Genomic DNA, 22,526 nt, shown 5'->3' on the forward strand with positions numbered 1-22,526 from the left:
GCGCCTTTGCCGGGCGTTGGGGCGGGTGAAAATCCAGGGGTCATCCATACTGCTCTGATCCGCCCCGGCGTCACCGGGGCAACCGGGGACCTTCCAGGAGAGCAGGCAGATGGCCAAGGCCGAGGGCAAGCAACGCAAGGGTGACGACGGCAAGCGGTTGGGGCGCAAGGCTTATGAAGCCGAGCTCAAGCGCCTGCACGTGGAGCTGGTGAAGCTGCAGCAGTGGGTGGTGGAGAAGGGGCTTAAGGTGTGCATCGTCTTCGAAGGGCGCGATGGCGCCGGCAAGGGCGGCACCATCAAGGCCATCACCGAGCGGGTCAGCCCGCGGGTGTTCCGGGTGGTGGCGCTGCCGGCGCCGACCGAGCGGGAAAAGACCCAGATCTACGCCCAGCGCTACCTCACCCATCTGCCGGCCGCCGGTGAAGTGGTGATCTTCGACCGCAGCTGGTACAACCGCGCCGGCGTCGAGCGGGTGATGGGCTTTTGCAGCGAAGAGCAGGCGCAGAAGTTCCTCACCGTGGTACCGATGTTCGAACGGATGATGGTCGAGTCGGGGATCATACTGATCAAGTACTGGTTGGAAGTCAGCGCCGAGGAGCAGGCGCGGCGCCTTCAAGACCGCATCGACGACGGCCGCAAGCTATGGAAGCTGTCGCCGATGGACATCAAGTCCTACAACCGCTGGGATGCGTACACCCGCGCCCGCGACGAGATGTTCGCCGCCTCCGACTCATCCTGGGCGCCGTGGTACGTGGCGCGGTCGGAAGACAAGCGCAAGGCGCGGCTGAACATTGTCAGTCACTTTTTGCAGCTGATTCCCTACAAGGATTTAAGCCAGGCGCACAAGGTCACGCTGCCCAAACGCGGCAAGATCGGCAAATACAAGGCTGCGCCGTATCCGTTCAAGATGGTCGCGGACCGGTTCTGAAACTGTAGGAGCGGCTTCAGCCGCGATCACCCGCGATGCGGGGGCCACCACTGTGGTGCCTGCATCGCGGCTAACCCCGTTCCTACAAGACCTCGACCAGCCGGCCATCGCGCCCCAGGTGATAGCGCTGCAGATCCTGCGCCAGGACCAGATTGCCGCGGTAATGCGCCACCGCTTCTTCGCGTACATCCTCGATCGAGCTGCCACGTGCCGCGCCAGCGCCCTGATACCGCGCGCTGAAGTGGGTCAGCACCAGGTTTGGCACCTGTGCCGCCTCGGCAAACCGCGCCACCGCGGCGGCGGTGCTGTGGCCGAAGGTGGCCTGGGCACGCTCGACCACCGGTTCGGTGAAGGTCGACTCGTGCACCAGCACATCCACCCCTTTGGCCAGCTCGGCCAGCAACTCCGGGCGGTCGTTGTCGCCACAGACGATCATGCGCTGTGGCGGGCGCTGTGGCTGCAGGTAGTCCTGTGGCTTCAGCGCCCGCCCTTCATGTTCCACCGTCAGGCCACGGGCCAGTTGGCCCCACAGCGGCCCGGCCGGCACGCCATCGGCCTGCAGGCGCGCGGTATCCAGGCGCGGCTCGGGATCGTGCTCCTCGAACACGAAGCCGTAGGATGGCACGCGGTGGGACAGCTCGACCTTGCCGACCTGCAGATTGCCGCAGGTGAACCCATCGAAGGTCTCGAGCGGCTGCAATTGCAGTTCGAACGGCAGGTAGGTATCGCTGACCGCCAGGCCCTGGCGCACCCAGTCGTGCAGGGCGGTGGGCATGATCAGCGGCAGCGGCGCCTTGCGCCCGGACATGCCGGCGCTGGCCAGCAGCCCCGGCAGGCCAAAGCAGTGGTCGCCGTGGACATGGGTGATGAAGATCGCGCGCAGGTCGCGCATCGACAGCGGGCTGCGCAGCAGCTGGTGCTGGGTGCCCTCGCCGCAATCGACCAGGTACCAGCCGTGGCCGGTGGATTCGATGACGGCGGTTGCGCTTACATTGCGGGCCTTGGTGGGCACACCGGAAGAGGTGCCCAGAAACTGCAGGTCCATTGCCTGACTCCTTGACGTTTACGACGCGCCGCATTGCGCGGCGCGCGCGGAGGCTAGCATGGCTGCGGCCGCGAGCATAGCCGGTCGGTATCCAAGCTACCGCGCAAGGCGAGGCAGGCAAGGCGCGAGAGGTGTTGTACAGCTCGGCGGGCAGGGCCGTGAAACTGTCATGTGCTTGTGATGGGGCTGACTCTAGGATGCCAGGACCCTCACGGTAATTGCAGGGCGTTGGGCGTTTCGCAAGCGCGGGGCCTACTGACCGTGGCGACGGCCGACGCCTGCAGTGCGGGGCGGCCGTAGAACACCAGCGCCGTGCCCCAGCTGGTCAGCCAGACGAAGATCCCGGCCCAGAACGTGTGGGACATGTAGTGCCAGCCTTGTAGAACACGGGTGGTGCCATAGATGAAACCGACCGCGAGGACCGCCAGCAAAAGCTTGCGCGTGTGCGGCCAGCGGTGGCGCAGGGCGACGAAGTACAGGGCCAGCAAGGTGAAACCACTGGAGGCATGGCCGCCCGGCCAGCAGCGGCCTGGCCCGGCCTTGTCCAGCCAGGTGAACTGCTGGTACCACTCCAGGTGCGCCTCGCTGCCCCCGTACAGGGTGGTTTCCACGGGGCAGTACACGCCGGTGTGGCTCTTGAGGTAATGGATGACGCCGGTGCACAGGGCAAAGGCCACCACGATATACAGAAAATCGCGCCGGTGATCGGCGGTAAAGCGCAGCAGTGGTGCGATGCGCACACCTTCCACGGCACGGCTCGCCTGCGCGGAGCGACGCAGCAACGGCCACAGCAGTGACAGCAGCAGGCCGAGGACCGCCAGCTCGCCGGTCCAGTCCGGGAGAATCCGCGGCCATTTGTGGGTGGCTTTCTCGAACCAGGCATTGTGCTGGAAGACGAACTGGCCGGTGGCGGGATCCAGCAGCAGGTCGCTGATCCAGCGGTCCAGGCGGGTCAGGTCGAACAGCACGAAGACCAGCGCCGACAGCAGTAGCGGCAAGCCGAGGTTGTTCAGGTAGAAACGCGCGCGCGGTGTGAATGGCATGTCAGGCTCCCTTGCCGATTTCTAGCTTGCGCCACTGGGGGGCGTTCATCTGGCCAAGGATCCTGGCCTTGCCATTGCTGCCCAGGGTGACGAGCAGGGCACTGGCGTAGCTGCTCGAACGTTCGCCGCCGGCCACCCCTAGCGCGCGTTCGAGCTGGTCGATGCAACCGCTGTGGGTGACCAGCACCAGGTTGTGGCCGGCACGCTTGTGGGCGAAGGCCGCCTGGCCGAAATCGCGGTCACATTGCGCCAGCCATTGCTGGGTGGCAATGGGTTTGGCAAACATGAAGTCGGCCGTTTGCTGGGTGCGCACCTCGGGGCTGGCGAGCAGGTCGGCGCTGCCCAGGCCCAGCTGGCGCAGGCCAGCGCCGACCCCTTCGGCGGCCTGGCTGCCGGCAACGGTGATACCGGTGGGGTCGTTCAGGCAGGCCGCATGCGAGCGGTCGCAACGCTCGGCATGGCGCACCAGGACGATCACCGAACCGGCTGCCCATTCGCCGTACACACCCTGGCTGCGCATCTGCTGCGCGCTGCCCAGGTCGGCGACCTGCGTGGAGGTTACCCAGCGGGTCGCCACCACCAGTGCCAGCAACGCGCAGAGGCCGACCGCGACGAGTAACAGGGAGGACCAGCGAAACGCCTTGGGTGTTTTCAGGGAGGTGGGTTTATCGATGGTGCCTTGCAACATGCAAACACTCCATGAAAGCGGAAGGTGCGGACAAGGCACGCGGCGGCAGCCCATCCGAAAGTGGCTGCACTGTATGAAGGCAGATGTTGACGAAGAGTGAGACGGATGTGAAAAAAGTGCGAGACCGACTCAGCGGCTTGCCAGCTTCGCGGATCAGTCGCAGGGCGGGGATTGGATGAAACGACGGACGATATTTTCACGTGCGTCGCTATAACATAACGAAATAAACTCGCCCGTCGTCAAATGCACGGCCGCCACACCCTGTTCGGCTGCGCATCAAGCCTGGAGCCCCCATGAGCGTCAATCTAGATACCGCAGACCTGGACTTGGAGGGCATGCCACGTTTTCAGCAATCGCTCGGCCAGGCGCGCCGCCTGGTCCTGCTGAGCCATTGCACCTTGTTGGGCGCGGGCCTGTTGTGGTTGCTGGCCTTCATGGTCGGGTTGTTCGCACCTGCCAGTCACTGGACCGTGCTGCTGGCGGTCAACGCTGCGGCGCTCATGCTGCTCGGCGCGGTGGCGCAGTCCGTGTGGACGCCGGTCAGCTGGCGCGCCGAGGCCCTGGGCGAGCGGCCGGCGCAACTGGCCTTCTGGCGCGCCCAGGTGCCCGAGGAGGAACCACCGGCGAATGCGTATGAACGTTGGCTGGCGCGTATCGGTGATGCCTGGCGCAAGCAACTGCGGCGGGTCGGCTATGACGCCTTGCGCCTGGCGGCCCTGGCGCTGCTCGCCCTGGCCGTGCTGGCGGGGGCCTGGCGTTTCGACCTGCCGGCGCCGGCGTTGGCGGGGCAGCCCGGCTGGGTCGCGGTGGCGGTGTTCGGCGCCATCGCCTTTGGCCTGCTGGTGTTCGAGCGTCACCTGGCGGCAACGCCCGCCACGGACTGGCCGGAGGCCGGCACCCTGGCCGCGGTGGTGCGGTTGGTCATCGCGGTCCAAGTGCTGTGCATTCCCTGCCTGGTGTTCGCCGACGGCCTGCGCCTGTGGCCTGCGCGGTTGGCGGTGCTGATCGCCATCCTGCCTGGCCTGCTGGCGCTGGAACTGTTGCTGCGCGCCGTGCTTTCGGTGTTCCGCCCGCAGCGCCCGCGCGAGGAGCCGACGTTGGTGGCGAACAGCCTGACGGCCGGGCTGCTGCAATGGCCGCCGAGGCCTCTGGCGTTCCTCCAGGGCGAGTTGCAGCAGCGCCTGGGCATTGACCTGCGGCAGGTCTGGGCATTCGGTTTCATGCGCCGGGCCTTGCTGCCGGTGGCTGGGCTGGTGGCGCTGGTGGGGTGGCTGCTGACAGGCGTGGTGCAGGTGCCGATGAACGGCCGGGGCGTGTACGAGCGCTTTGGCGACCCGATAGAGGTCTACCCGCCCGGGTTGCATATAGGGCTGCCCTGGCCCTTGGGGCGGGTGCTGGCGGTGGACAACGGCACGCTCCATGAGTTGGCCACCTCGGGTGACGCCGCGTTGGCCGACCCGCTGACCGATGCCGAAGGGCCACCGCCCGCCAGCGCCAACCGCCTGTGGGATGCCGCCCATGTTGCCGAAAATGCCCAGGTCATCGCGGGCAGCGATGGCAGCCGGCAGAGCTTCCAGATCGTCAACATGGACGTGCGCTTCATTTATCGCATTGGCCTGGACGATGCCTCGGCAATTGCCGCCACGTATCACGCCAGCGATGTCGCGCAACTGGTGCGCAGCATTGCCAACCGGGTGCTGGTTCACGATTTCGCCAATCGCTCGCTGGACGGGCTGTTGGGCGCACAGCGCGAAGCCCTCGGCCGGGACATCGGCAACGCCGTGCAAGCCGACCTCGACCGCCTGGACAGCGGCGTGCAGATCCTCGCCACGGCGGTGGAGGCGATCCACCCACCGGCCGGCGCGGCCAACGCCTATCACGGCGTGCAGGCTGCGCAGATCGGCGCTCAGGCGCTGGTCGCCGAGGAACGTGGCCAGGCCGCCCGGCAGGCAGCCCTGGCCCGGCAGAACACCGCCGTGCAGACCGACAAGGCCAGCGCCGATGCCCACGAAATCACCGCCAGGGCGCAGGCCCAGGAGATCGCCTTCACGGCCGAAAGCGCGGCCTGGCGACAGGCCGGTCAGGCATTCATCCTCGAACAGTATCTGGCGCGCCTGAGCCAGGGACTGGCCGCTGGCAATGCCCTGATCATCGACCACCGGTTGACCGCGGCCCAGGCCCCGACCCTGGACCTGCGCACATTCGCCTCGCCGGTCGACCCGACCACTTCCAGATCCCACCAGGAGCGCGCCAATTGAGCTCTCACGCCCCCCATGCCCACCACGCGTGCACCCACGATCATGCCCATGACCACGATCATCCCCATGCGCCACCGTCGAAGGGCGCACGCTGGCGGGTGCTCGCCGCATTGCTGCTGGTGCTGCTGCTGGCCACGGCGGCGTGTTTCGTCCAGGTCCGGGTCGGCGAGGCCACGGTCATCACCCGTTTCGGCAACCCTTCGCGGGTATTGACCGAGCCTGGCCTGGCCTGGCGCTGGCCATTGCCGTTCGAGAACGCAGTGCCGGTCGACCTGCGCCTGCGCACCACCTCCAGCGGCCTACAGGATGTCGGCACCCGCGATGGCCTGCGCATCATCGTGCAGGCTTATATCGCCTGGCAGGTCGCCGCCGACCCGCAGAGCATCCAGCGCTTCATGCGCGCGGTGCAGAACCAGCCTGACGAGGCGGCGCGGCAGATCCGCACCCTGGTGGGCTCGGCGCTGGAAACCAGTGCCAGCGGCTTCGAACTGGCGGACCTGGTCAACGTCGACGCCAGCCAAGTGCGGATCGACGCCTTCGAGCAGCGCCTGCAGGCGCAGATCGAGCAGCAACTGGCGCAGACCTATGGCATCAAGGTGGTGCAGGTGGGCATCGAGCGGCTCACCTTGCCCAAGGTGACCCTCGAAGCCACGGTCGAGCGCATGCGCGCCGAGCGCGAGACCATCGCCACCGAACGCACCGCCGAAGGCAAGCGCAAGGCCGCCGAGATCCGCTCGGCGGCGGAACGTGACGCGCGCATCCTCGAGGCTGACGCCAACGTCAAGGCGGCGCAGGTCCAGGCCCAGGCCCAGGTCGAGGCCGCGCAGGTCTATGGCAAGGCCTACGCCAGCGCGCCCGAGCTGTACAAACTGCTGCGCTCGCTCGACACGTTGGGCACGGTCGTCACCCCCGGCACGCGCCTGGTGCTGCGCACCGACGCCGCACCGTTCCGCGCCCTGGTCGATGGGCCGCCAGCGCCTTCGAGCGCTGGCAACGGGGCAGGGCACGGCCATGACTAGCCCTGGTCGGATGGACACCACCGGCAATCCCTGGCTGCAGTCGGCGCGCATCGGCTTCATCGCTTTGTACGGGGTGACCCTGGTCGCGGCGCTGGGCTGGTTGTTCGGTAATGTTCGCGAAGTGGGGCCCGACAGTCGTGCGGTGGTGCTGCGCCTGGGGGCCGAGCAACGCATCCAGGAAGCTGGCCTGCTGCTGGCCTGGCCGCGCCCGTTCGAGCAGGTGCTGATGCTGCCGTCGGCCGACCGGGTCAGTGAACGCCGGGTCGAGCTGCTGCTGCGTTCCGAACGGGCGCTGAAGTCGGACAAGAACGGCACCCTGGCCAGTGACGCCACGGCTGGCTCCGGCTACTTGCTGACCGGCGACGCGGGCATCGTGCAGTTGGATGTGCGGGTGTTCTACAAGGTCAACGCGCCCTATGCCTTCACCCGCCAGGGCACGCACCTGGAACCGGCGCTGGATCGCCTGGTCGAGCGTAACGCCGTGCAGGTCTGCGCCTCCCGCGACATGGACACGATCCTGGTGGCCCGCCCGGAACTGGTCGGTGCCGACGCCCAGGTCGCCGAGCGCCGCGAGCGCCTGCGCGGCGACCTGCAACAGGGCATCAACCGCAGCCTTGCCGCGCTCAAGGCCGCAGGCACCGACCTGGGTATCGAGGTGGTGCGGGTCGATGTACAGTCTTCGCTGCCGTTGTCGGCGGTGGGGGCGTTCAATGCGGTACTTACCGCCAGCCAGCAAGCCGAGAAAGAAGTGGCGCAGGCGCGCAACGATGCCGCCCGACAGCTGCAGCAAGCCACCCAGGCCGCCGACCACACGGTGCAGGTCGCCGAGGCCGAGGCCCGCGAGCGTTTGGCCCGGGCCAATGCCGACACCGCCACCATCGCCGGCCTGGCGCAGCAGCAAGACCCTGGGCTGATGCTGCGCCTGTACCGGGAACGCATGCCAGCGATCCTGTCCCGCGCCGGGGCCGTCACCACGGTCAACCCTGATGACAGCGGGCACCTGATCCTCGAGGGCCCCAAGCCGTGAACCGCGATCTTCGCCACCCGCACCTTGCGACCACTTGCCTCCGGAGCCGACTGCGATGAGCGCTCACCACCATCACGGCCATCACCATGGTCACCTTCACTTCAGCACCGGGCTATTGTCCGCTGACGAGCGTCGGCAGGCGGGGCAGCAACTGATCTTGGCCATGCTCGCCCTCGGCCTGTTGGCGCTGGGGCTGGTCTGGCGCTGGCTGGCCCCCTCGCAGGACGGTGTGGCACAGCTTCTGCTGGGTGTGGCGTCGCTGCTGGTGGCCGTGCCGGTGCTGCGCTCGGCCTGGCACAGCCTGCTGCAACCGTCCCTGCACGGTGTCACCGACCAGTTGATCGCCTTGGCCATGCTCGGTGCCTGGGCCACCGGCGACCTGGCTACCGCGGCGCTGCTGCCGATCATCATGATCCTCGGCCACGTGCTCGAAGAGCGCAGCGTACTGGGGTCCCAGGAGGCCATCGGTGCCCTTGGCCGGCTGACCCGCAGCCAGGCCCGGCTGATCGGCGCGGACGGTGAGGTGCGGGAGGTCGACAACGCCAGCCTGAAACCCGGCGACCAAGTGGAAGTGCGCGCCGGCGACCGGGTGCCGGCCGATGGCCGGGTGCTGCATGGGCAGGCCAGCCTGGACACCGCGCCGATCACCGGCGAGGCCCTGCCCCAGGAAGTGGACATTGGGGCGCAGGTGTACGGTGGCGCGATCAATCTCGACGGCCTGCTGCGCGTCGAGGTCACCGGCATCGGCGACGACTCCACGCTGGGCAAGGTGATCGCCTTGATGCAACGTGCCGAGCAGGCCAAACCACCGATCACCCGCCTGTTGGAGCGCCATGCCGGGCGCTACCTGGTGTTGGTGCTGTTGATCGCCGCCGCCACCTGGTTCGTCACCGGTGATGCCCAGGCCATGCTCGCGGTGCTGGTCGCCGCCTGCCCGTGCGCGCTGGTGCTGTCGGCGCCGGCCACGGCCATCGCCGGGATTGCCGTGGCCGCGCGGCACGGCATCCTGATCCGCGGCTCGGCGTTTCTCGAGGAACTGGCCGACCTGTCGTCGCTGGTGATCGACAAGACCGGCACCCTGACCCACGGTGCGTTGCACTTGCAGCGGGTGCTGCCGGTGGCGCCGGGCCTGGCGCAAGACGAGATCATCCGCCTGGCCGCCAGCCTCGGCACCGCCAGCAGTCACCCGGTCAGCCGCGCCCTGGCGAGCCGGGTGCCTCACGATCAACAGCTGGTGGTCAGCGAACTGCATGAGCGCCAGGGCTTCGGTGTGGTTGCCCGCACCGAGCGGGGCGAGGCGGCGCTGGGCCGCCCGGAACTGTTCGCGCGCCTGGGCATCGAGATCCCGCCGGTGCCGGAACACGACGGCCCCATCGCCGGGTTGGCCCTGGACGGTCGCTTCCAGGGCTGGCTGCTGCTGGCCGACAACATCCGCCAGGAGGCGCCGCAAGCACTTGAACAGCTTCGCGAACTTGGGTTGGACCGGCAGCTGCTGCTCACCGGTGACCGGCGCAGTGTCGCCGAGGCGGTCGCCAGCCAGACCGGGATCACCCGCGTGGTCGCCCAGGCCTTGCCCGAGGACAAGCTGCGCCACGTCAACCAGGAAATCCACGCCGGCTTCCGGCCCTTGGTGGTCGGTGACGGCATCAATGATTCACTGGCGCTCAAGGCCGGCGTGGTCGGGGTGGCGATGGGGGCGGGCGGTACCGACATCGCCATGGCCGCGGCGGATATCGTGCTGATCAACGGCGACCTGCGCCGCCTGGCCACCTGCATCCGTCTCAGCCGCCTGTGCCGGCGCACCCTGCAATGGAATGTGCTGATCGGGCTGGGCTGGACGATCGGTATCATGCTGGCAGCGGCGTTTGGCTTGCTGGGGGCGGCGGGGGCGATGATCGCGGCGTTGCTGCACAACCTCAGCACCTTGCTGGTGCTGGGCAATGCCGGGCGCTTGCTGCGCTATGACGAAAGGGACATGTAGGGCTGAGCGAGGTGTGGAGCCGCGGGTGGTTACCCGCGGCTTCGAAGAGCATCGTTACTTGAAGTCCCACTGCATCTGGGTGGCGATGCTCACGCCGCTGGACGATTTGACACACACGTCCAGGTAGTCGGTGAAGCGCGGCGGCACCGCGATCCCTTCCTCCAGCAGGCGGCTGTTGTCGAACAGGTAGTTGAGGTCGGCGAAGCCGCTGTACAGGCGCAGGGCGCGCAGCACCAGGCGCGGGTTGGCTGGCCCGATGCGGGTTTCGAAGCTGCTGGCCAGCGACTTCAGGTCGTCGACATCCACCTTGCGGTAACGCTCACCCACCGGCTCCGCGCCATTGGCCAGGGCGAAGGCTTCGTCGATCTCGGCGAAGGTGCAGGCCGAGCCGTGGCCGGCGGAGATGTGGTAGAGGTCGTGGCCCAGTTGCGGCTTGAGTGCCAGGCCGATCAGCGCCTCGGCGCAGTAGTCCACCGGGATCACGTCGATCTGCTCGTCCAGGCCGCAGGTGAAGCTTTCCAGGGCGAAGCCCATGCGGAACACCCAGAAGATGCTGCCGGAGGCCTGGCAGCCAAGGCTGCGGTGACCGACCACGATGGATGGGCGCGCCACCACCAGTGGCAGGTTCGGCAGCTGTTCGCGCATGCGCCGCTCGATCTCTGCCTTGGACGCGGTGTAGTCCACCAGTTGCTGCTCGGCCTCGGGGAACTCCCACGATTCGCTGATCGGCGACTCGCGCTCCGGGCCACAGCACATCGCCGTGCCGACATGCAGGAAGCGCTTGAGGCGCTTGGAACGGCTCAGCACTTCAGCGAAGGCGTAGGTGCCTTCGACGTTCACCGGCCAGATGGTCGGGTTCTTCGAGAACGATGCAACGGCGGCGCAGTTGATTACCCGGTCGACTTGCATTAGGCGAGGGGTTTCCCTGGCCAGCCAGGACGTGTCGAGGAAGTCGCCGCAGATGATCTGTTCTTCGCTCAACGCCTGGCTGTCGGCATGGCTCACACCATGTTGCAGCAGGTTGTCGCGCAAGCGCTCGAGGCCTTGCTGGCGGCTTTCGGCGCGCACCAGGAAGCACAAGTTGGCTGCTTGGCCATTGGTGATCAGTTGGGCGGTGACCGAGCCGCCGAGGAAACCCGTGGCGCCGGTCAACAGGATGCGTTCAGGAAGGTGATGCAGCGAGTGTGACGCACCCGTGACGTGGGAGTTCATATATATATCCTCGGCAACTTAGTTGCTCGCGTGACGACGCAAAGTCAATGTAAAGACTTTGTGAAAAGTTGCTCGTTCTTTCGGTTGCAAGGTTTTATCAAACCTGTGTATTCGCAGCGCCTCGATGGCTAAGCGGCTGCAAGTGGCTACTTCCTGCCGACCGGCTGGGCAGCCCCACAGGCGCTGCAAATCGAGCGGTGGGCCATTCTCTCTGGCTCGACGCCGGTTTTCAATTGGCGGGGCGGGTACAGACGGGCGTTTTTGGTGAAAGAAATTTAATGAGTGTTGGGAAATAGGTGGTTTTGTATGAAAGATGTAAATTTGTTTAAAGTTCGCCGATTACGTTTTAACTGTTAGCCTGCTTACGAGCCCGGAACTTCAACCCGAGCGGTTGATGAGGTGAGGCAGAAAGACACATCGCGAGTGTCCAGAAGTTCCCCTCGGGTACCTTTCAGGAACAGGTGGGGCGAACAGTCTTGGCATGAGAATCACAGCACCGAATGGGATGAAACCGCGCGCGGCGCCAGCCTTCATGGCTGACGGGCCGGCATGCTAAAGGCGCTTGCTGAAGGTGCTGTGCAGGGATTATCAAGATTCGGTCAAGCACTGCAGGTAATCATGAGAATGCCTGCGAATCAGAGGCGCGGTGTTTGGCGCCGGCTTTGCCGGTGTTCGCCAGCAAGGCTGGCTCCTACGGGTTCGAAACGGGGTGAAGGGGCAACGACACCAGCAGCGCCAGCCCGCCTTCGTCGCGCCGTTGCGCGGCGATATGCCCGCCATGGGCTTCGCATATCGCCTGGGCGATCGACAGCCCCAGACCGCCGCCACCGGTCACCCGCGCGCGGGATTGCTCGGCCCGCCAGAAGCGCACGAACATGTTGCCCAGGTCGTTTTGCGCGATGCCCTGGCCACGGTCGAGGAATTCCAGGCGTAACCACGCACCTTCACGGCGTGCGGCAACCTCTAGCGTGCGGCCGTCGGAGGCGTACTTGATGGCGTTCTCGATCAGGATGTTGGTCAACTGGCCCAGCCGGCTTCTGTCTGCCTCGATGTCCAGTGCGGCGGACAGGTGTGAGGTGACCCGCATTTGGGCTGCTTCGAACTGCGGCGCGAACCAGTCCAGGCGTTCCTCGACCAGCCGGGCCAGGGAAAAGCCGGTGACATTCAGGGTCAACTGCCCGGCGTGGGCCAGCGACAGCAAGTGCAGGTCGCCGACCAGGGTGTTGAGGTTGTTCAACTGGCTCTGCACCAGGCGCAGTTGCTCCGGGTTCATCGGGAACACGTCGTCGAGCATGCCTTGGACCCGCCCCAGCGCAGCGTTGAGCGGTGTGCGCAGCTCATGAGCCAGGTTGGAGCTGGACTGCGCCACTTCGCGTTCGTACAGCGACAGGCGCTCGACCATGCTGTTGAAGTCGCCGCACAGGCGCTGCATCTCCGCTGGCTGGCCCGGGTACTGCACCACCCGTACCTCGAGGTCGCCGCCGGCTACCTGCCGCGCTGCCTGGGCGAGCTTGCGGAATTGCCGGGACAGTGGCCTGGACAGCCACAGCGCGATGATGATCACCAGCGGGATGACCAGGGCGACGAAGCTGTAGAGGGCCAGCCAGTCGGCGTCGTTGCCGATGTCGGGCAGGAAGCTCTCGACGTCGTAATAGCGTTGCAGCAGCTGCCACAACACCCCCTCATGCTGTTTCACGTCTGCCACCGCGGCAAGGTACTGCGCGCGGTCGACAGGTGTCATCGAGGCCATCACGTGGTGTTCGACGGTCTGGTAGTACAGGTACATGCAGCCGACGACGGTAAACACCGCGCTGATGGCCAGCAGGGTCATGCGCGAACCGACCCAGACCCACAGCGAGTTCCTGCCCATGCTCATCAGTGGAACCGGTAGCCCACCGAGCGCACTGTCACCAGCACCTCGGTGATGCCCACCGCCTCGAGCTTGCGCCGCAGGTTGTGTACGTGGGTGTCGATGATCCGCACCAGCGCATCGCTGTCGGGCATGCACAGCTCCAGCAGGGCCTCGCGGCTGAAGGCCTTGGACGGTGCGCGCAGCAGCGCGGCGAGTAGCAGGAACTCCGAGCGGGTGAGGTCCAGGATCGTTTCGTCGCCGTTTGTATGGCGCACCCCGGCGACGATGCGTTCGTTGTCCACCCATACCCCAGCGCACTCGACGCGTTGCTGGGCGGCGGTGGAGGCGCCGTAGCGGCGCAGCACGGCATGCACCCGAGCCACGACCTCCCGAGGGTTGCAGGGCTTGACCACATAATCATCGGCGCCGTAGCGCAGCGCGCCGATCTTGTCCGGCTCGTCGCCGATGGCGGTGACCATGATCACCGGTGTGTTGTCGTTGCGGCGGATCTCCGACAGCAGCTCGGGGCCGGACAGCTTGGGCAGCATCATGTCCAGCAGGACGATCTGCGGCGACCACTGGCGAAACAGCGCCAGGCCCCTGGCACCGTCCTCGGCCACCGCCACCTCGAAGCCGTCCTTGCGCAGGTAGGCCTCGAGGATGCTGGCGCCGTCGGCGTCGTCCTCGACTATCAATACGCGCTTGGGGAGCATGTCGTTCCTTCGGGGGCATGGGGTAGGGCGGCGCAGCTTAGCATGGGTCTGCGGCGAAGGTTACGCCTCCCCGAAGCCTACGCTGGAGCGGTTGGAGCCGGCCTTGCCGGCGAAAGGGCCGGTACAGACGACAGATAGACTTGATCCGTCAGGCGAGAAACTGCGGATCCGACTGGGCATCGTCCTGGCGGGCCTCTATCTGGGTGTCCTGCCGCACACTGAGGTAGACAGCGGCGCCACACAGGCCCGTCAGCCCGATACTGGCCAAAACGATCTCGCCCAGTAATACGCCGACGACCAGCGCCAGCAAGCTGAGACGGCTGAGGGTAGTCACGGTCATGGCCATTGCGCTCCGGCAGGAAAGTGATCACCACCATAACGACCAGGGAAGGATTGCACAGCCAAGGGGAGACGGCTTGGCACTAAGTGCCGATGTTTTGGCCGATCAGTCTCCAACCGGGCTTGCTGTCTTGCGCATACGAATGTTGTCGGGTTGGGGGACTGCTGCTGCAACGAAGCGGAAAAAGGCCTGAACATGGCTGGGCAATGCGTCAGTCATTATGAAACGGCCGGTCTGCTGCACACGGACAGCATCGCACTTCGCAGGCAGTTGGCTGACGTTGAAGGGCGGCAAGGTCTTGCAGGATCTGCGTTATGCATTCGATCCGGTAGGCAATGTGGTCAGTGTGCGCAACGATGCGCAAGAAGCCCGATGTTGGCATAACCAGAAGGTGGTACCCGAAAGCCGCTATCGCTACGACAGCCTGTACCAGCTGGTTAGGGCTGAAGGTCGAGAAATGGCCAACGCAGGTCAGCAAGGCCCGCAACTTCCTCTCGTCAAAGTCCCCATCCCCATCGACAACTCCGCCTACACCAACTACACGCGCACTTATCGCTACGATGACGTCGGCAGCCTCACGCAGATCCGCCACAGCCCGGCCACGGGCACCGGTTACACGACCGACGTGACGATCAGCGACCGCAGCAATCGCGGTGTCCTGAGCTCATTGACTGATAGCCCGCCAAAGTGGATGCCCTGTTCACGGCAGGGGGCAGCAAACACTACTGCAATCGGGACAGCCCCTGAGTTGGACGTCGCGCCTGGAACTGTTGCGGGTGAATGGCGTGATGCGTGCCGGGGCCGGAGATGATCTTGAAAATTACCGTTATGACAGCGGTAGCAATGGACGTTCGCCGAGCCGCTCCCCAAACCTGAGCAGGTACCCATCAGGATCCTGAACCAAAAACTGTCGCTGCCCCACCTCCACGTCCCCCGCCCGGTACCAGGCGTCCTCGCAGGCCTGGAACAGCGGCCACCCGCTGTGGTGCAAGCGTTCGATGACCGGCGCGACTTCAGCGACCTCGATCTGAAAGTTGATCCCTCTGCCTAACGGGGCTTCCAGCCGGCCGGTGATCCATTGCTCGTCAAGGTCGATCTGTTCGAGCATGACCTGTGCTCCCTGCAGATCCAGATAGGCAAATCCCTGCTCGGGCCGCTGGTAGGCGACCTGGAACCCCAGCAACGACACCCAGAACGCCAGGCTTCGTTGCAGATCGGTCACGATCAGTTCGGGAACCAACTTACTCCGTGCAAACATTCGAGCCTTCCTTGAGTCATGCGTAGGGGGCGATGCGCTCGCATTCACCGACCCGCAAGGATACAAGGAGTTCGTCGGGGCGCACAGCGCTGGCCTAATGGGCATGAGGGGCCGGAACCGTGTGTTGATTGCACTGGCCCATTCGCCGGCAAGACCGGCTCCTACAGGTACGGCGCAGGTCCTGCGGCCCCTGTAGGGGCGGATTCATCCGCGATGCGCCGCGCGTGCGGCGCTCGCCCCCCCAGGCGCTGCATCAGATCGCTACACGGCCATCCGCAAGACAAGGGGCATGAACAAGGCCCAGAGCGGCGCCAACAGCAGGGCGGTGACCACCGGCCCCAGCGGCAGTTCGACACCCGCCAACCGGGCACCCGCCAGGTAAGCCAACGGCCCGCCCACCAGGCCCAGCAGCGCCGCCCGCCAATACGGACCTGCTGCCCAGGCCAGGCTATGGCGCAGGCCGCTGGCGAGCACCAGCCAGAGCAATGCCAGCCATATGGGCAAGGGCCATTGCTCGAAACGGAACATGCCCAGCATCCCCAGCGAACTGTCCAGCAGGCAACCGGCCAGTGCCACGCGCAACAGCGCATGGACTTCCTCACGGCGCTCCGGGCAACGCCAAAGGTGCACGGCAAGGCCCAGCGGCACGATCAGCAGCAACCACCACCAACGTGCACCGAGCACGCAAGCCCACCAACCCAGCTGCAACCACAGGGCGTTAGCGATCAGCCAGCGGCGGTTCATGCTCAACAGCCCGGCAACGCAGCCCGACGTGCCATTGGCGCCGCCCACAGCAACTGCGCCACACCAATGGCACGCTCTTCGAAGCCACCCTGGCAATAGCACAGGTAGAACTCCCATAGGCGCTGGAAGGTGTCGTCGTAGCCCAGCTCCGCCAGCGCCGTGCGCGCCTGGCGCAGGTTGTCGCGCCAATGGCGCAGGGTGCGTGCATAGTCCAGGCCGAAGTCCTCGAGGTGCACCAGGTTCAGCGCAGTCTGGCGGCTGGCGGTGGCGAGCAGCACGCTCAGCGAAGGCAGCGCGCCGCCGGGGAAGATGTAGCGCTGGATGAAGTCCACCGAGCGCCGTGCCTGGGCATAGCGCTGGTCGCGGATGGTGATGGCTTGCAGCAGCATCAGGCCGTCCTTCTTGAGCAGCGCGGCGCACTGGCGGAAGTAGGTGGGCAGGAAACGGTGGCCGACCGCCTCGATCATCTCGATCGACACCAGTTTGTCGAAATGCCCCCGCAGTGCGCGGTAGTCCTCGCACAGCACCGTGATCCGGTTCTCCAGGCCGAGCCGGTGCACCCGTTCGAGGGTGTACGCGTATTGCGCCGTTGAGAGCGTGGTGGTGGTGACACGGCATCCGTGGTGGGTGGCGGCGTGAATGGCCAGGCTGCCCCAGCCGCTGCCAATCTCCAGCAAGTGCTCGTGGGGCTTGAGTTCAAGCTTGCGGCAGATGCGTTCGAGCTTGTTCAACTGGGCCTGTTCCAGGGTTTGCCCGAGGCTGTCGAACTGCGCCGCCGAGTACATCATGGTCGGGTCGAGCAACCGCTCGAACAGTGCATTGCCCAGGTCATAGTGCGCCATGATGTTGCGCCGGGCGCCGCGCCGGCTGTTACGGTTGAGCTGGTGCAGCAGGCGCAGGAGCGGGCGCCCCAGGCGCGCCAGCCCGCCTTCCATGGCGTCGAGCACGTCCAGGTTGGCGACGAACAGGCGGGTGACGGCCGCCAGGTCGGGGCTGCGCCAGTAGCCGTGGATGTACGCCTCCCCTGAACCGATCGAGCCATTGCTGGCCACCAGACCCCAGGCCGTGTCATCGAGGATTTCCACTTCGGCCTGCAAGGGGCTGGTGGGGTCACCGAACGCCCATTGTCGCCCGCCGTCGACCAGCCGCAGGTGGCCATGACGCAGGTGACGCAACTGGGCCAGTACGGCAACCCTGGCCAGCCCACCCAACCATGGGCTCAGCCCCAACGACTTGCTAACGATCAGGGTCGGTTCGGGCATGATCAGGGTCCTCGCAAGGGTGGCCGGGCGCCAGGTCGCCCTGGCTGGCGGTGTGGTTGTGGACGGGGGTGCGCTTGAGCAGCAGGCGCAGGGCTTGCCAGTAGATGGCCGAGAGGGTGCGCAGGCTCATCCAGGGAAAGGCCAGGATATGACGGTGCAGTGCTCCGCGATCCAGCGGCTGGCGGCGCAACGCCAGATCGGCCGCGAACACCTGCTGCCCGGCACGCCAGTTCTCCATGTGGATGCGAATGCGCCGGGCATCGAGAAAGAAACGCAGGCGGTACTCCATGTCCATCGGCATGAACGGCGACACATGCAGGGCCTTGGCCATGGCGAACGGACGTGCAAGGTCGCCGTCCACCGGCAGCACATAGTGGAAGCGCTCACGCCAGGGTGTATTGCGTACCTCCAGCAGGATCGCCACCAGCTGTTCATCGCGGTCATGGCAGAAGTAGAAACTCACCGGGTTGAACGACAGCCCCCAGCAGCGCGGCTGGGTCAGCAGGTGCACGGCGCCTTCGAGTTGCCGCCCGGTGGCCTGGGCCACCAGTGCGCGCACGGCCTGGGCCAGCGGTTGACCTTGGCGGGTCAGTGCCGGCAGATAGTCGCTTTCGCGCCAGCTCAACGGCGCCCACCACGCGCGCCCCAGCCAGTGGGAAAGGCCAAGCAGTCGGGGTTGTTCATCCAGGTCCACATAGAACATGCCGATCCGATAGCGGAACGCATGGGGGCGCGGGGTCATGCGGCAGTGGCTGACCCAACCCTGGCAGAGGCTGTTGTTCACAGCCGCTCACCAAAGTGCTCGGCCACCTTCAGCGCGCTGAGCACGCCGTCCTCGTGGAAGCCATTGCCCCAGTAGGCACCGCAGAAATAACTGTGCCGGCGCCCCTGCAATTCGCCTTGGCGGGTTTGGGCAGCGAGGGCTGTGAGGCTGTATTGCGGGTGGGCATAGTCGAAGCGGGCGAGTATCTGTAGCGGATCAATCAGCGCGGTCTGATTGAGGCTCACGCAGAAGGTCACCGGTGCCTCGATACCTTGCAGGATGTTCATGTCGTAGGTCAGCGCGGCAGGCGCCTGCTCCGGGCCGCCAAGGCGGTAGTTCCAGCTTGCCCACGCCCGGCGGCGGCATGGCAGCAGGCGGGTGTCGGTGTGCAGCACCACGGCGTTGCTGGCGTAGGTGATGGCGCCCAGCACGGCGCGTTCTTCCGGGCTGGGTGACTCCAGCAGCGCCAGGGCCTGGTCGCTGTGACAGGCGAACACCACCGTGTCGAAACGCTCCGTGCCAGCGCTGCTCAGTAGGGTGATGCCGCCTTCGTCGCGGCTGACCCGGCGCACGGGGCAGTTGAGCCTGACGCGGTCGGGAAACGAGCGGCACAATGCCTCGACGTAACGCTGCGAGCCACCCTCGATCACACGCCATTGCGGGCGTTGGGTGAGGGAAAGCAGGCCATGGTTGCGGCAGAAGCGCACGAAGAACTGCAGAGGGAAAGCCAGCATGTCGGCGTGCGACATCGACCAGATCGCCGACCCCATGGGCAGGATGTAGTGCCTGATGAACCGTTGCCCGTAGCCTTGTGCCTGCAGGTAGCCGCCAAGGGTGGTGTCCTCGTCGATATGCTGCTTGTCGAGGTCGGCGAGGGCCTGGCGGTTGAAGCGCAGGATGTCCCGCAGCATCCCCCAGAACCCGATGGACAATGCGTTGCGACGCTGGGCGAACAGGGAGGCGAGGTTATGGCCGTTGTATTCGAAGCCACTGAGCGGGTCATGCACGGAAAAACTCATGTGGGTGGGCCTCGATGCGACGTTCAACTGGTCGAGCAGCCGGATGAAATGTGGATAGGTCCAGTCGTTGAAGACGATGAAGCCGGTGTCCACCGCGTAGCGCCGACCCCCCCACGCCACATCGACGGTGTGGGTATGCCCGCCGATCCAGGCGGCGGCCTCGAACACGGTCACCTCGTGCCGGCGTGACAGCAGGTAGGCGCAGGTCAGGCCGGCGATGCCGCTACCGATGATGGCGATGCGCATGATCTAGCCCTTCGGGTTGCGTGCCAGGTGCCGACCCAGCTTCAGTCGCCAGCGCCCTGGCAGCGCCCCCAGCAGGCGCAGCAGCAGGGTGAAGGCGATGGGGAAATTGATCTCCAGGGGCCGCCGTGGCAGGCGCGCGGCGATATGCCGAGCGGCGTGCTCGGCGCTCCAGAGCTGGGGCATGGGAAAGTCGTTGCGCCGGGTCAGCGGGGTGTCGACGAAGCCGGGATTCACCAGGGTGGCATCGATACCTTCGTTGGCCAGGTCGATGCGCAGTGACTCCAGCAGGTAGCGCACTGCCGCCTTGGAGGCGCCATAGGCACCGGCACGTGGCAGGGCCAGCCAGGTGACCGAACTGGCCGTCACCACCAGGTGCGGCCGCTCACCAAGCCGCAGCAAGGGCAGGGCGGCGGCGAGGCAGTAGCTGACCGCGAACAGGTTGGTGCGCACCACTCGCTCCAGCAGCGCGGGATCGAACTGCCCGGGCTCCAGATACTCGCAGGTACCGGCATTGAGGATCACCAGGTCGAGCGCGCCCCAGCGCCAGGCGATCTGCTCGGCGATCTTCGCCACTTGCTCAGGCGCGTCGAGGTCACCGATGGCCAGCAGCACCTGCTCTGGGTACTGCGCCGCCAGGGACGCGAGGCCATCGGGCCGCCGAGCGCCAAGGGCCACCTGGTGGCCTTGCTCGAGCAAGAGCCTGGCCAGTGCCGCGCCGATGCCGCTACTGGCGCCGGTCAGCCAGCAGCGGCTCATGCCAGCCGCCCCTTGAGCCAGCGAATCGCGCCGCCCATCACCGGGACATGCTCGTAGAGCAAGGCGCCGACGTCGAAGTAGTCCTGATGGAAGTGAACCCGGTCCTGCCATTGCAGGTGGCTGCAGCCCAACAGGTGGATCGGCCGGCCGCAGGCCAAGCGCGGGTGGCGGAACTGCAGGGACCATTGCAGGTAGCCTTGGCCGGGTTGCACTTCATCGATGCGGGAAAAGCGGTAGTGGATATCGTGGGTGTTGGCGTAGAGCTGGGCGAAGTAGGTGCGCAAGGCGGGCAGGCCGTGGACCTGGTGCAGCGGGTCCCTGAAGGTCACCTCTTCGCTGTACAGGGTGTCCAGAGCGTCGAGGCGTTGACCGTCCAGGCGGGTAAAAGCTTCGGTGAAGCGCTGCAGATACGCAGACATAGGCAGCTCCAGGTAAACCTGTACAGCGAGGTGTACTTGTACAGGTATAGGAAAGCCTAGGCCAATATCTGTACAGGTCAATAGTCTTGTACAGGTATTTTCTGGGCCCGCTCGTTGTCTTCTGTGTCACGGACATGACTGGCCCGAAACAAACGTATGAGCGGATTCATCCGCGATGCGCCGCGCGGGCGGCGCTCGATCCCGAGGGCCTGCAACTCGCCCGTCGAACCCAGCGCTAACCCTCAGCCCTTGGCGTGGCGGGCCTCCCACTCGTCCAGGTAAGGCTGGTAGGCATCCTGACGGGTTTCAACGACCTGACCAGGGTAGGTGGCGAACAGCACGCCCGGCAGTTGCAGGCCGCGTTTGCGCAGTGTCGCCAAGTCAGGCACGAATTGATCGGCGAATGGATCGAAGGCGATGCTGTAGGTGCTGAAGTCGCCTTCGGCGAAGCGCCGTACCAGGTGGGTATAGAAGATCGCGTCGTCCTTGTGCGCATCGTCCGCGCCGGAGCACCACCAACCCTGGCCGTACCAGTACAGCAGCAAGGCGGTCCCGGCGTCGCACAACGGGTGGTCGAGGATCGCCCTTGGGGCAACCAGGCCGTCGTCCCAGTTCAGGTGCGATGCCACGTAATGCAGTTCTTCCTTGCTTTGCAGGTCGGCCACGCAAACCAGGTCCTCCGGCGCCTTGTAGAACTGCGCGCTCCAGTAGCTGAGCGTCTCGCGCATGTCGGGGTCTTCAAGCTGGGCAAGCAAGGTGGCGCGGTCAGGGATGCCGTTGAGTTCGGCGCATTCGATGGCGCGCAGGAACTGGTCCTGGGTGAGGCGCAGGGGCATGAAGTGTTCGTCCTTGAGCGGTAGTGGGGAGCGCTTGATAACCCTGATACGTGGAGAAATCAAGGTTGTCTGAAGGGGGAGGCGATCGTGAGATCGAGCGCCGCGCGGGCGGCGCTCGGTCCGAACCCTCAAAGATCAAGATATTTTTCCGCCCAGAACCTGCTCCAGCCCACGCCGATAGCGGGTCACTTCAAACGCCGGGAAACGCTCGCTGAACTTCGATGAATCGAACAGGTTGTCATGCGCATAGCGCGGCAGCAGCTCCCGCAGCTCGCGGACCTGCCGGGAGACCAGGCCGGCAGCGGTCAAGGTCCACTTGCCCAGCACCTTGTACGAAAGATCCCTGCCGCAGATCTCGCCGGCCAGCGCCACAATCTGACGATAGGTCAGGCGATTGTCATCGCAAGGCAGGTGCCAGGTGCTGCCGTAGGCATCTTCTGCATTGCCCAGCGCCGCCAGCGCACGACTGGCGTCGGGCGTCCAGATGAGCGTGCGCCGGGTGTCGTCGCGCACCGGTACGCGTGGCACCTTGCCGGCCTTGATGTTGTCCAGCACCAGGGTGTTGGTGATGCTCTGGGTCTTGCCGGGCCCATAGAACTCCGGCGCCCGGCCGATGAGTACCGGGATATCGCCACGGGCCATCTCATCAAGCACCAGGGTCGCCATCGCCGCACGCACCTGGCCCTTGCGCCCGACTGGCGCGAATGCCGTACCCTCGGTGAGTGGGCGGGCATCCTGCGGATACATGTAGGTGTTGTCGAAGTAGACGAACCGGGCGTTGGCCGCGCGGGCGGCGTCGAGGGCATTACGCAACATGACTGGAAACTGCGTTTCCCAGAGCGCGGTGTCCGGTGGCAAGCCTGCGGTGAAATAGACGGTGCTGCTGCCCTTGACGGCATTGACGGTCTGTTGGGCATCCAGCAAGTCGGCGGCCAGCAGGGTGTCGGTGGCGTTGACCTTGTGTGGGTTGCGGCTGACCAGGCGCAGGTCCTGGGTGTAGTGGGCGCCTAACTCGCGTGCCAGTTCCATGGCAATCTGGCCGGTCGCGCCCAAGATGGTTTGCATGCTGTGTCCTTCGATCTGTCGGGAAGGTGGGAAGAGCGTAGTCGCCGGTGGT

General features: G+C 65.8%; 22 protein-coding genes. 6 read left to right on the forward strand and 16 right to left on the reverse strand.

The window, feature by feature from the left end:
• Positions 1-109: 109 nt before the first annotated feature.
• On the forward strand, positions 110-928 hold the full coding sequence (gene ppk2, locus IM733_RS06190) for a polyphosphate kinase 2 (RefSeq protein WP_248920025.1): 819 nt from the start codon (positions 110-112) through the stop codon (positions 926-928).
• Positions 929-1,010: 82 nt separating this feature from the next.
• Here the strand turns inward: ppk2 and IM733_RS06195 are convergent, their stop codons facing one another.
• The 3 genes from IM733_RS06195 to IM733_RS06205 form a co-directional block, all read right to left on the reverse strand.
• The gene (locus IM733_RS06195; RefSeq protein WP_248920026.1) at positions 1,011-1,973 is read right to left on the reverse strand and encodes a ribonuclease Z; all 963 of its coding nucleotides are present in this window, start codon (positions 1,971-1,973) and stop codon (positions 1,011-1,013) included.
• Between the two features lie 209 nt (positions 1,974-2,182).
• Complete coding sequence (locus IM733_RS06200; protein WP_248920027.1) at positions 2,183-3,016, reverse strand: phosphatase PAP2 family protein; 834 nt, start codon at positions 3,014-3,016, stop codon at positions 2,183-2,185.
• A 1-nt stretch (position 3,017) separates the two neighbouring features.
• Positions 3,018-3,704 (reverse strand): histidine phosphatase family protein, encoded by a 687-nt coding sequence (locus IM733_RS06205; protein WP_248920028.1) that lies wholly within the window; start codon positions 3,702-3,704, stop codon positions 3,018-3,020.
• A 293-nt stretch (positions 3,705-3,997) separates the two neighbouring features.
• On the opposite strand from IM733_RS06205, the gene hflK (IM733_RS06210) reads away from it, so the two are divergent.
• The 4 genes from hflK (IM733_RS06210) to IM733_RS06225 are packed head-to-tail and all read left to right on the forward strand — an operon-like array spanning position 3,998 to position 9,989.
• Positions 3,998-5,962: a protease modulator HflK gene (hflK, locus tag IM733_RS06210; protein WP_248920029.1), complete on the forward strand. Its 1,965-nt coding sequence runs from the start codon at positions 3,998-4,000 to the stop codon at positions 5,960-5,962.
• Complete coding sequence (gene hflC / locus IM733_RS06215; RefSeq protein WP_248920030.1) at positions 5,959-6,981, forward strand: protease modulator HflC; 1,023 nt, start codon at positions 5,959-5,961, stop codon at positions 6,979-6,981. The genes hflK (IM733_RS06210) and hflC overlap by 4 nt, the downstream gene beginning before the upstream one ends.
• Complete coding sequence (gene hflK / locus IM733_RS06220; RefSeq protein ID WP_248920031.1) at positions 6,974-8,008, forward strand: protease modulator HflK; 1,035 nt, start codon at positions 6,974-6,976, stop codon at positions 8,006-8,008. Before hflC ends, hflK (IM733_RS06220) begins: the two co-directional genes overlap by 8 nt.
• Before the next feature lie 55 nt (positions 8,009-8,063).
• Entirely contained in the window at positions 8,064-9,989 is a 1,926-nt protein-coding gene (locus tag IM733_RS06225) for a heavy metal translocating P-type ATPase (RefSeq protein WP_248920032.1), read from the forward strand.
• A 54-nt stretch (positions 9,990-10,043) separates the two neighbouring features.
• Here IM733_RS06225 and cprA read toward each other — a convergent pair whose 3' ends face one another.
• From cprA to IM733_RS06245, 4 genes are all read right to left on the reverse strand, one after another.
• Positions 10,044-11,201 carry a cationic peptide resistance protein CprA gene (gene cprA, locus IM733_RS06230; RefSeq protein WP_248920033.1) on the reverse strand — a complete coding sequence of 386 codons (1,158 nt, stop codon included), beginning with the start codon at positions 11,199-11,201 and terminating at the stop codon, positions 10,044-10,046.
• 691 nt (positions 11,202-11,892) lie between these two features.
• Entirely contained in the window at positions 11,893-13,077 is a 1,185-nt protein-coding gene (locus IM733_RS06235; protein ID WP_349292548.1) for a sensor histidine kinase, read from the reverse strand.
• Positions 13,077-13,766 carry a response regulator transcription factor gene (locus IM733_RS06240; RefSeq protein ID WP_248920034.1) on the reverse strand — a complete coding sequence of 230 codons (690 nt, stop codon included), beginning with the start codon at positions 13,764-13,766 and terminating at the stop codon, positions 13,077-13,079. Before IM733_RS06240 ends, IM733_RS06235 begins: the two co-directional genes overlap by 1 nt.
• Before the next feature lie 148 nt (positions 13,767-13,914).
• Positions 13,915-14,106 (reverse strand): hypothetical protein, encoded by a 192-nt coding sequence (locus tag IM733_RS06245; RefSeq protein WP_248920035.1) that lies wholly within the window; start codon positions 14,104-14,106, stop codon positions 13,915-13,917.
• Between the two features lie 220 nt (positions 14,107-14,326).
• Between IM733_RS06245 and IM733_RS06250 the strand changes: the two genes are divergently transcribed.
• Positions 14,327-14,917, forward strand: coding sequence for a hypothetical protein (locus IM733_RS06250; RefSeq protein WP_248920036.1), 591 nt, complete (start codon positions 14,327-14,329; stop codon positions 14,915-14,917).
• 15 nt (positions 14,918-14,932) lie between these two features.
• Here IM733_RS06250 and IM733_RS06255 read toward each other — a convergent pair whose 3' ends face one another.
• From IM733_RS06255 to IM733_RS06295, 9 genes are all read right to left on the reverse strand, one after another.
• Positions 14,933-15,364: a bleomycin resistance protein gene (locus tag IM733_RS06255; protein WP_248920037.1), complete on the reverse strand. Its 432-nt coding sequence runs from the start codon at positions 15,362-15,364 to the stop codon at positions 14,933-14,935.
• A gap of 261 nt (positions 15,365-15,625) precedes the next feature.
• Complete coding sequence (locus IM733_RS06260; RefSeq protein WP_248920038.1) at positions 15,626-16,108, reverse strand: DUF2878 domain-containing protein; 483 nt, start codon at positions 16,106-16,108, stop codon at positions 15,626-15,628.
• Between the two features lie 2 nt (positions 16,109-16,110).
• Positions 16,111-17,370: an SAM-dependent methyltransferase gene (locus IM733_RS06265; protein WP_248920039.1), complete on the reverse strand. Its 1,260-nt coding sequence runs from the start codon at positions 17,368-17,370 to the stop codon at positions 16,111-16,113.
• Entirely contained in the window at positions 17,345-18,154 is an 810-nt protein-coding gene (locus IM733_RS06270) for a DUF1365 domain-containing protein (protein WP_248920040.1), read from the reverse strand. The genes IM733_RS06265 and IM733_RS06270 overlap by 26 nt, the downstream gene beginning before the upstream one ends.
• Positions 18,151-19,398: an NAD(P)/FAD-dependent oxidoreductase gene (locus IM733_RS06275; protein WP_248920041.1), complete on the reverse strand. Its 1,248-nt coding sequence runs from the start codon at positions 19,396-19,398 to the stop codon at positions 18,151-18,153. The genes IM733_RS06270 and IM733_RS06275 overlap by 4 nt, the downstream gene beginning before the upstream one ends.
• Before the next feature lie 3 nt (positions 19,399-19,401).
• Positions 19,402-20,154, reverse strand: a complete 753-nt coding sequence (locus IM733_RS06280; protein WP_248920042.1) for an SDR family NAD(P)-dependent oxidoreductase — start codon at positions 20,152-20,154, stop codon at positions 19,402-19,404.
• Positions 20,151-20,573, reverse strand: coding sequence for a nuclear transport factor 2 family protein (locus IM733_RS06285; RefSeq protein WP_248920043.1), 423 nt, complete (start codon positions 20,571-20,573; stop codon positions 20,151-20,153). The genes IM733_RS06280 and IM733_RS06285 overlap by 4 nt, the downstream gene beginning before the upstream one ends.
• 242 nt (positions 20,574-20,815) lie before the next feature.
• Positions 20,816-21,409 (reverse strand): DUF4274 domain-containing protein, encoded by a 594-nt coding sequence (locus tag IM733_RS06290; protein ID WP_248920044.1) that lies wholly within the window; start codon positions 21,407-21,409, stop codon positions 20,816-20,818.
• A 135-nt stretch (positions 21,410-21,544) separates the two neighbouring features.
• Positions 21,545-22,474, reverse strand: coding sequence for an NAD-dependent epimerase/dehydratase family protein (locus tag IM733_RS06295; RefSeq protein ID WP_248920045.1), 930 nt, complete (start codon positions 22,472-22,474; stop codon positions 21,545-21,547).
• Positions 22,475-22,526: the final 52 nt, after the last annotated feature.

Origin of the sequence: Pseudomonas entomophila, from assembly GCF_023277925.1 — a bacterium.
Lineage (GTDB): Bacteria > Pseudomonadota > Gammaproteobacteria > Pseudomonadales > Pseudomonadaceae > Aquipseudomonas > Aquipseudomonas entomophila_D.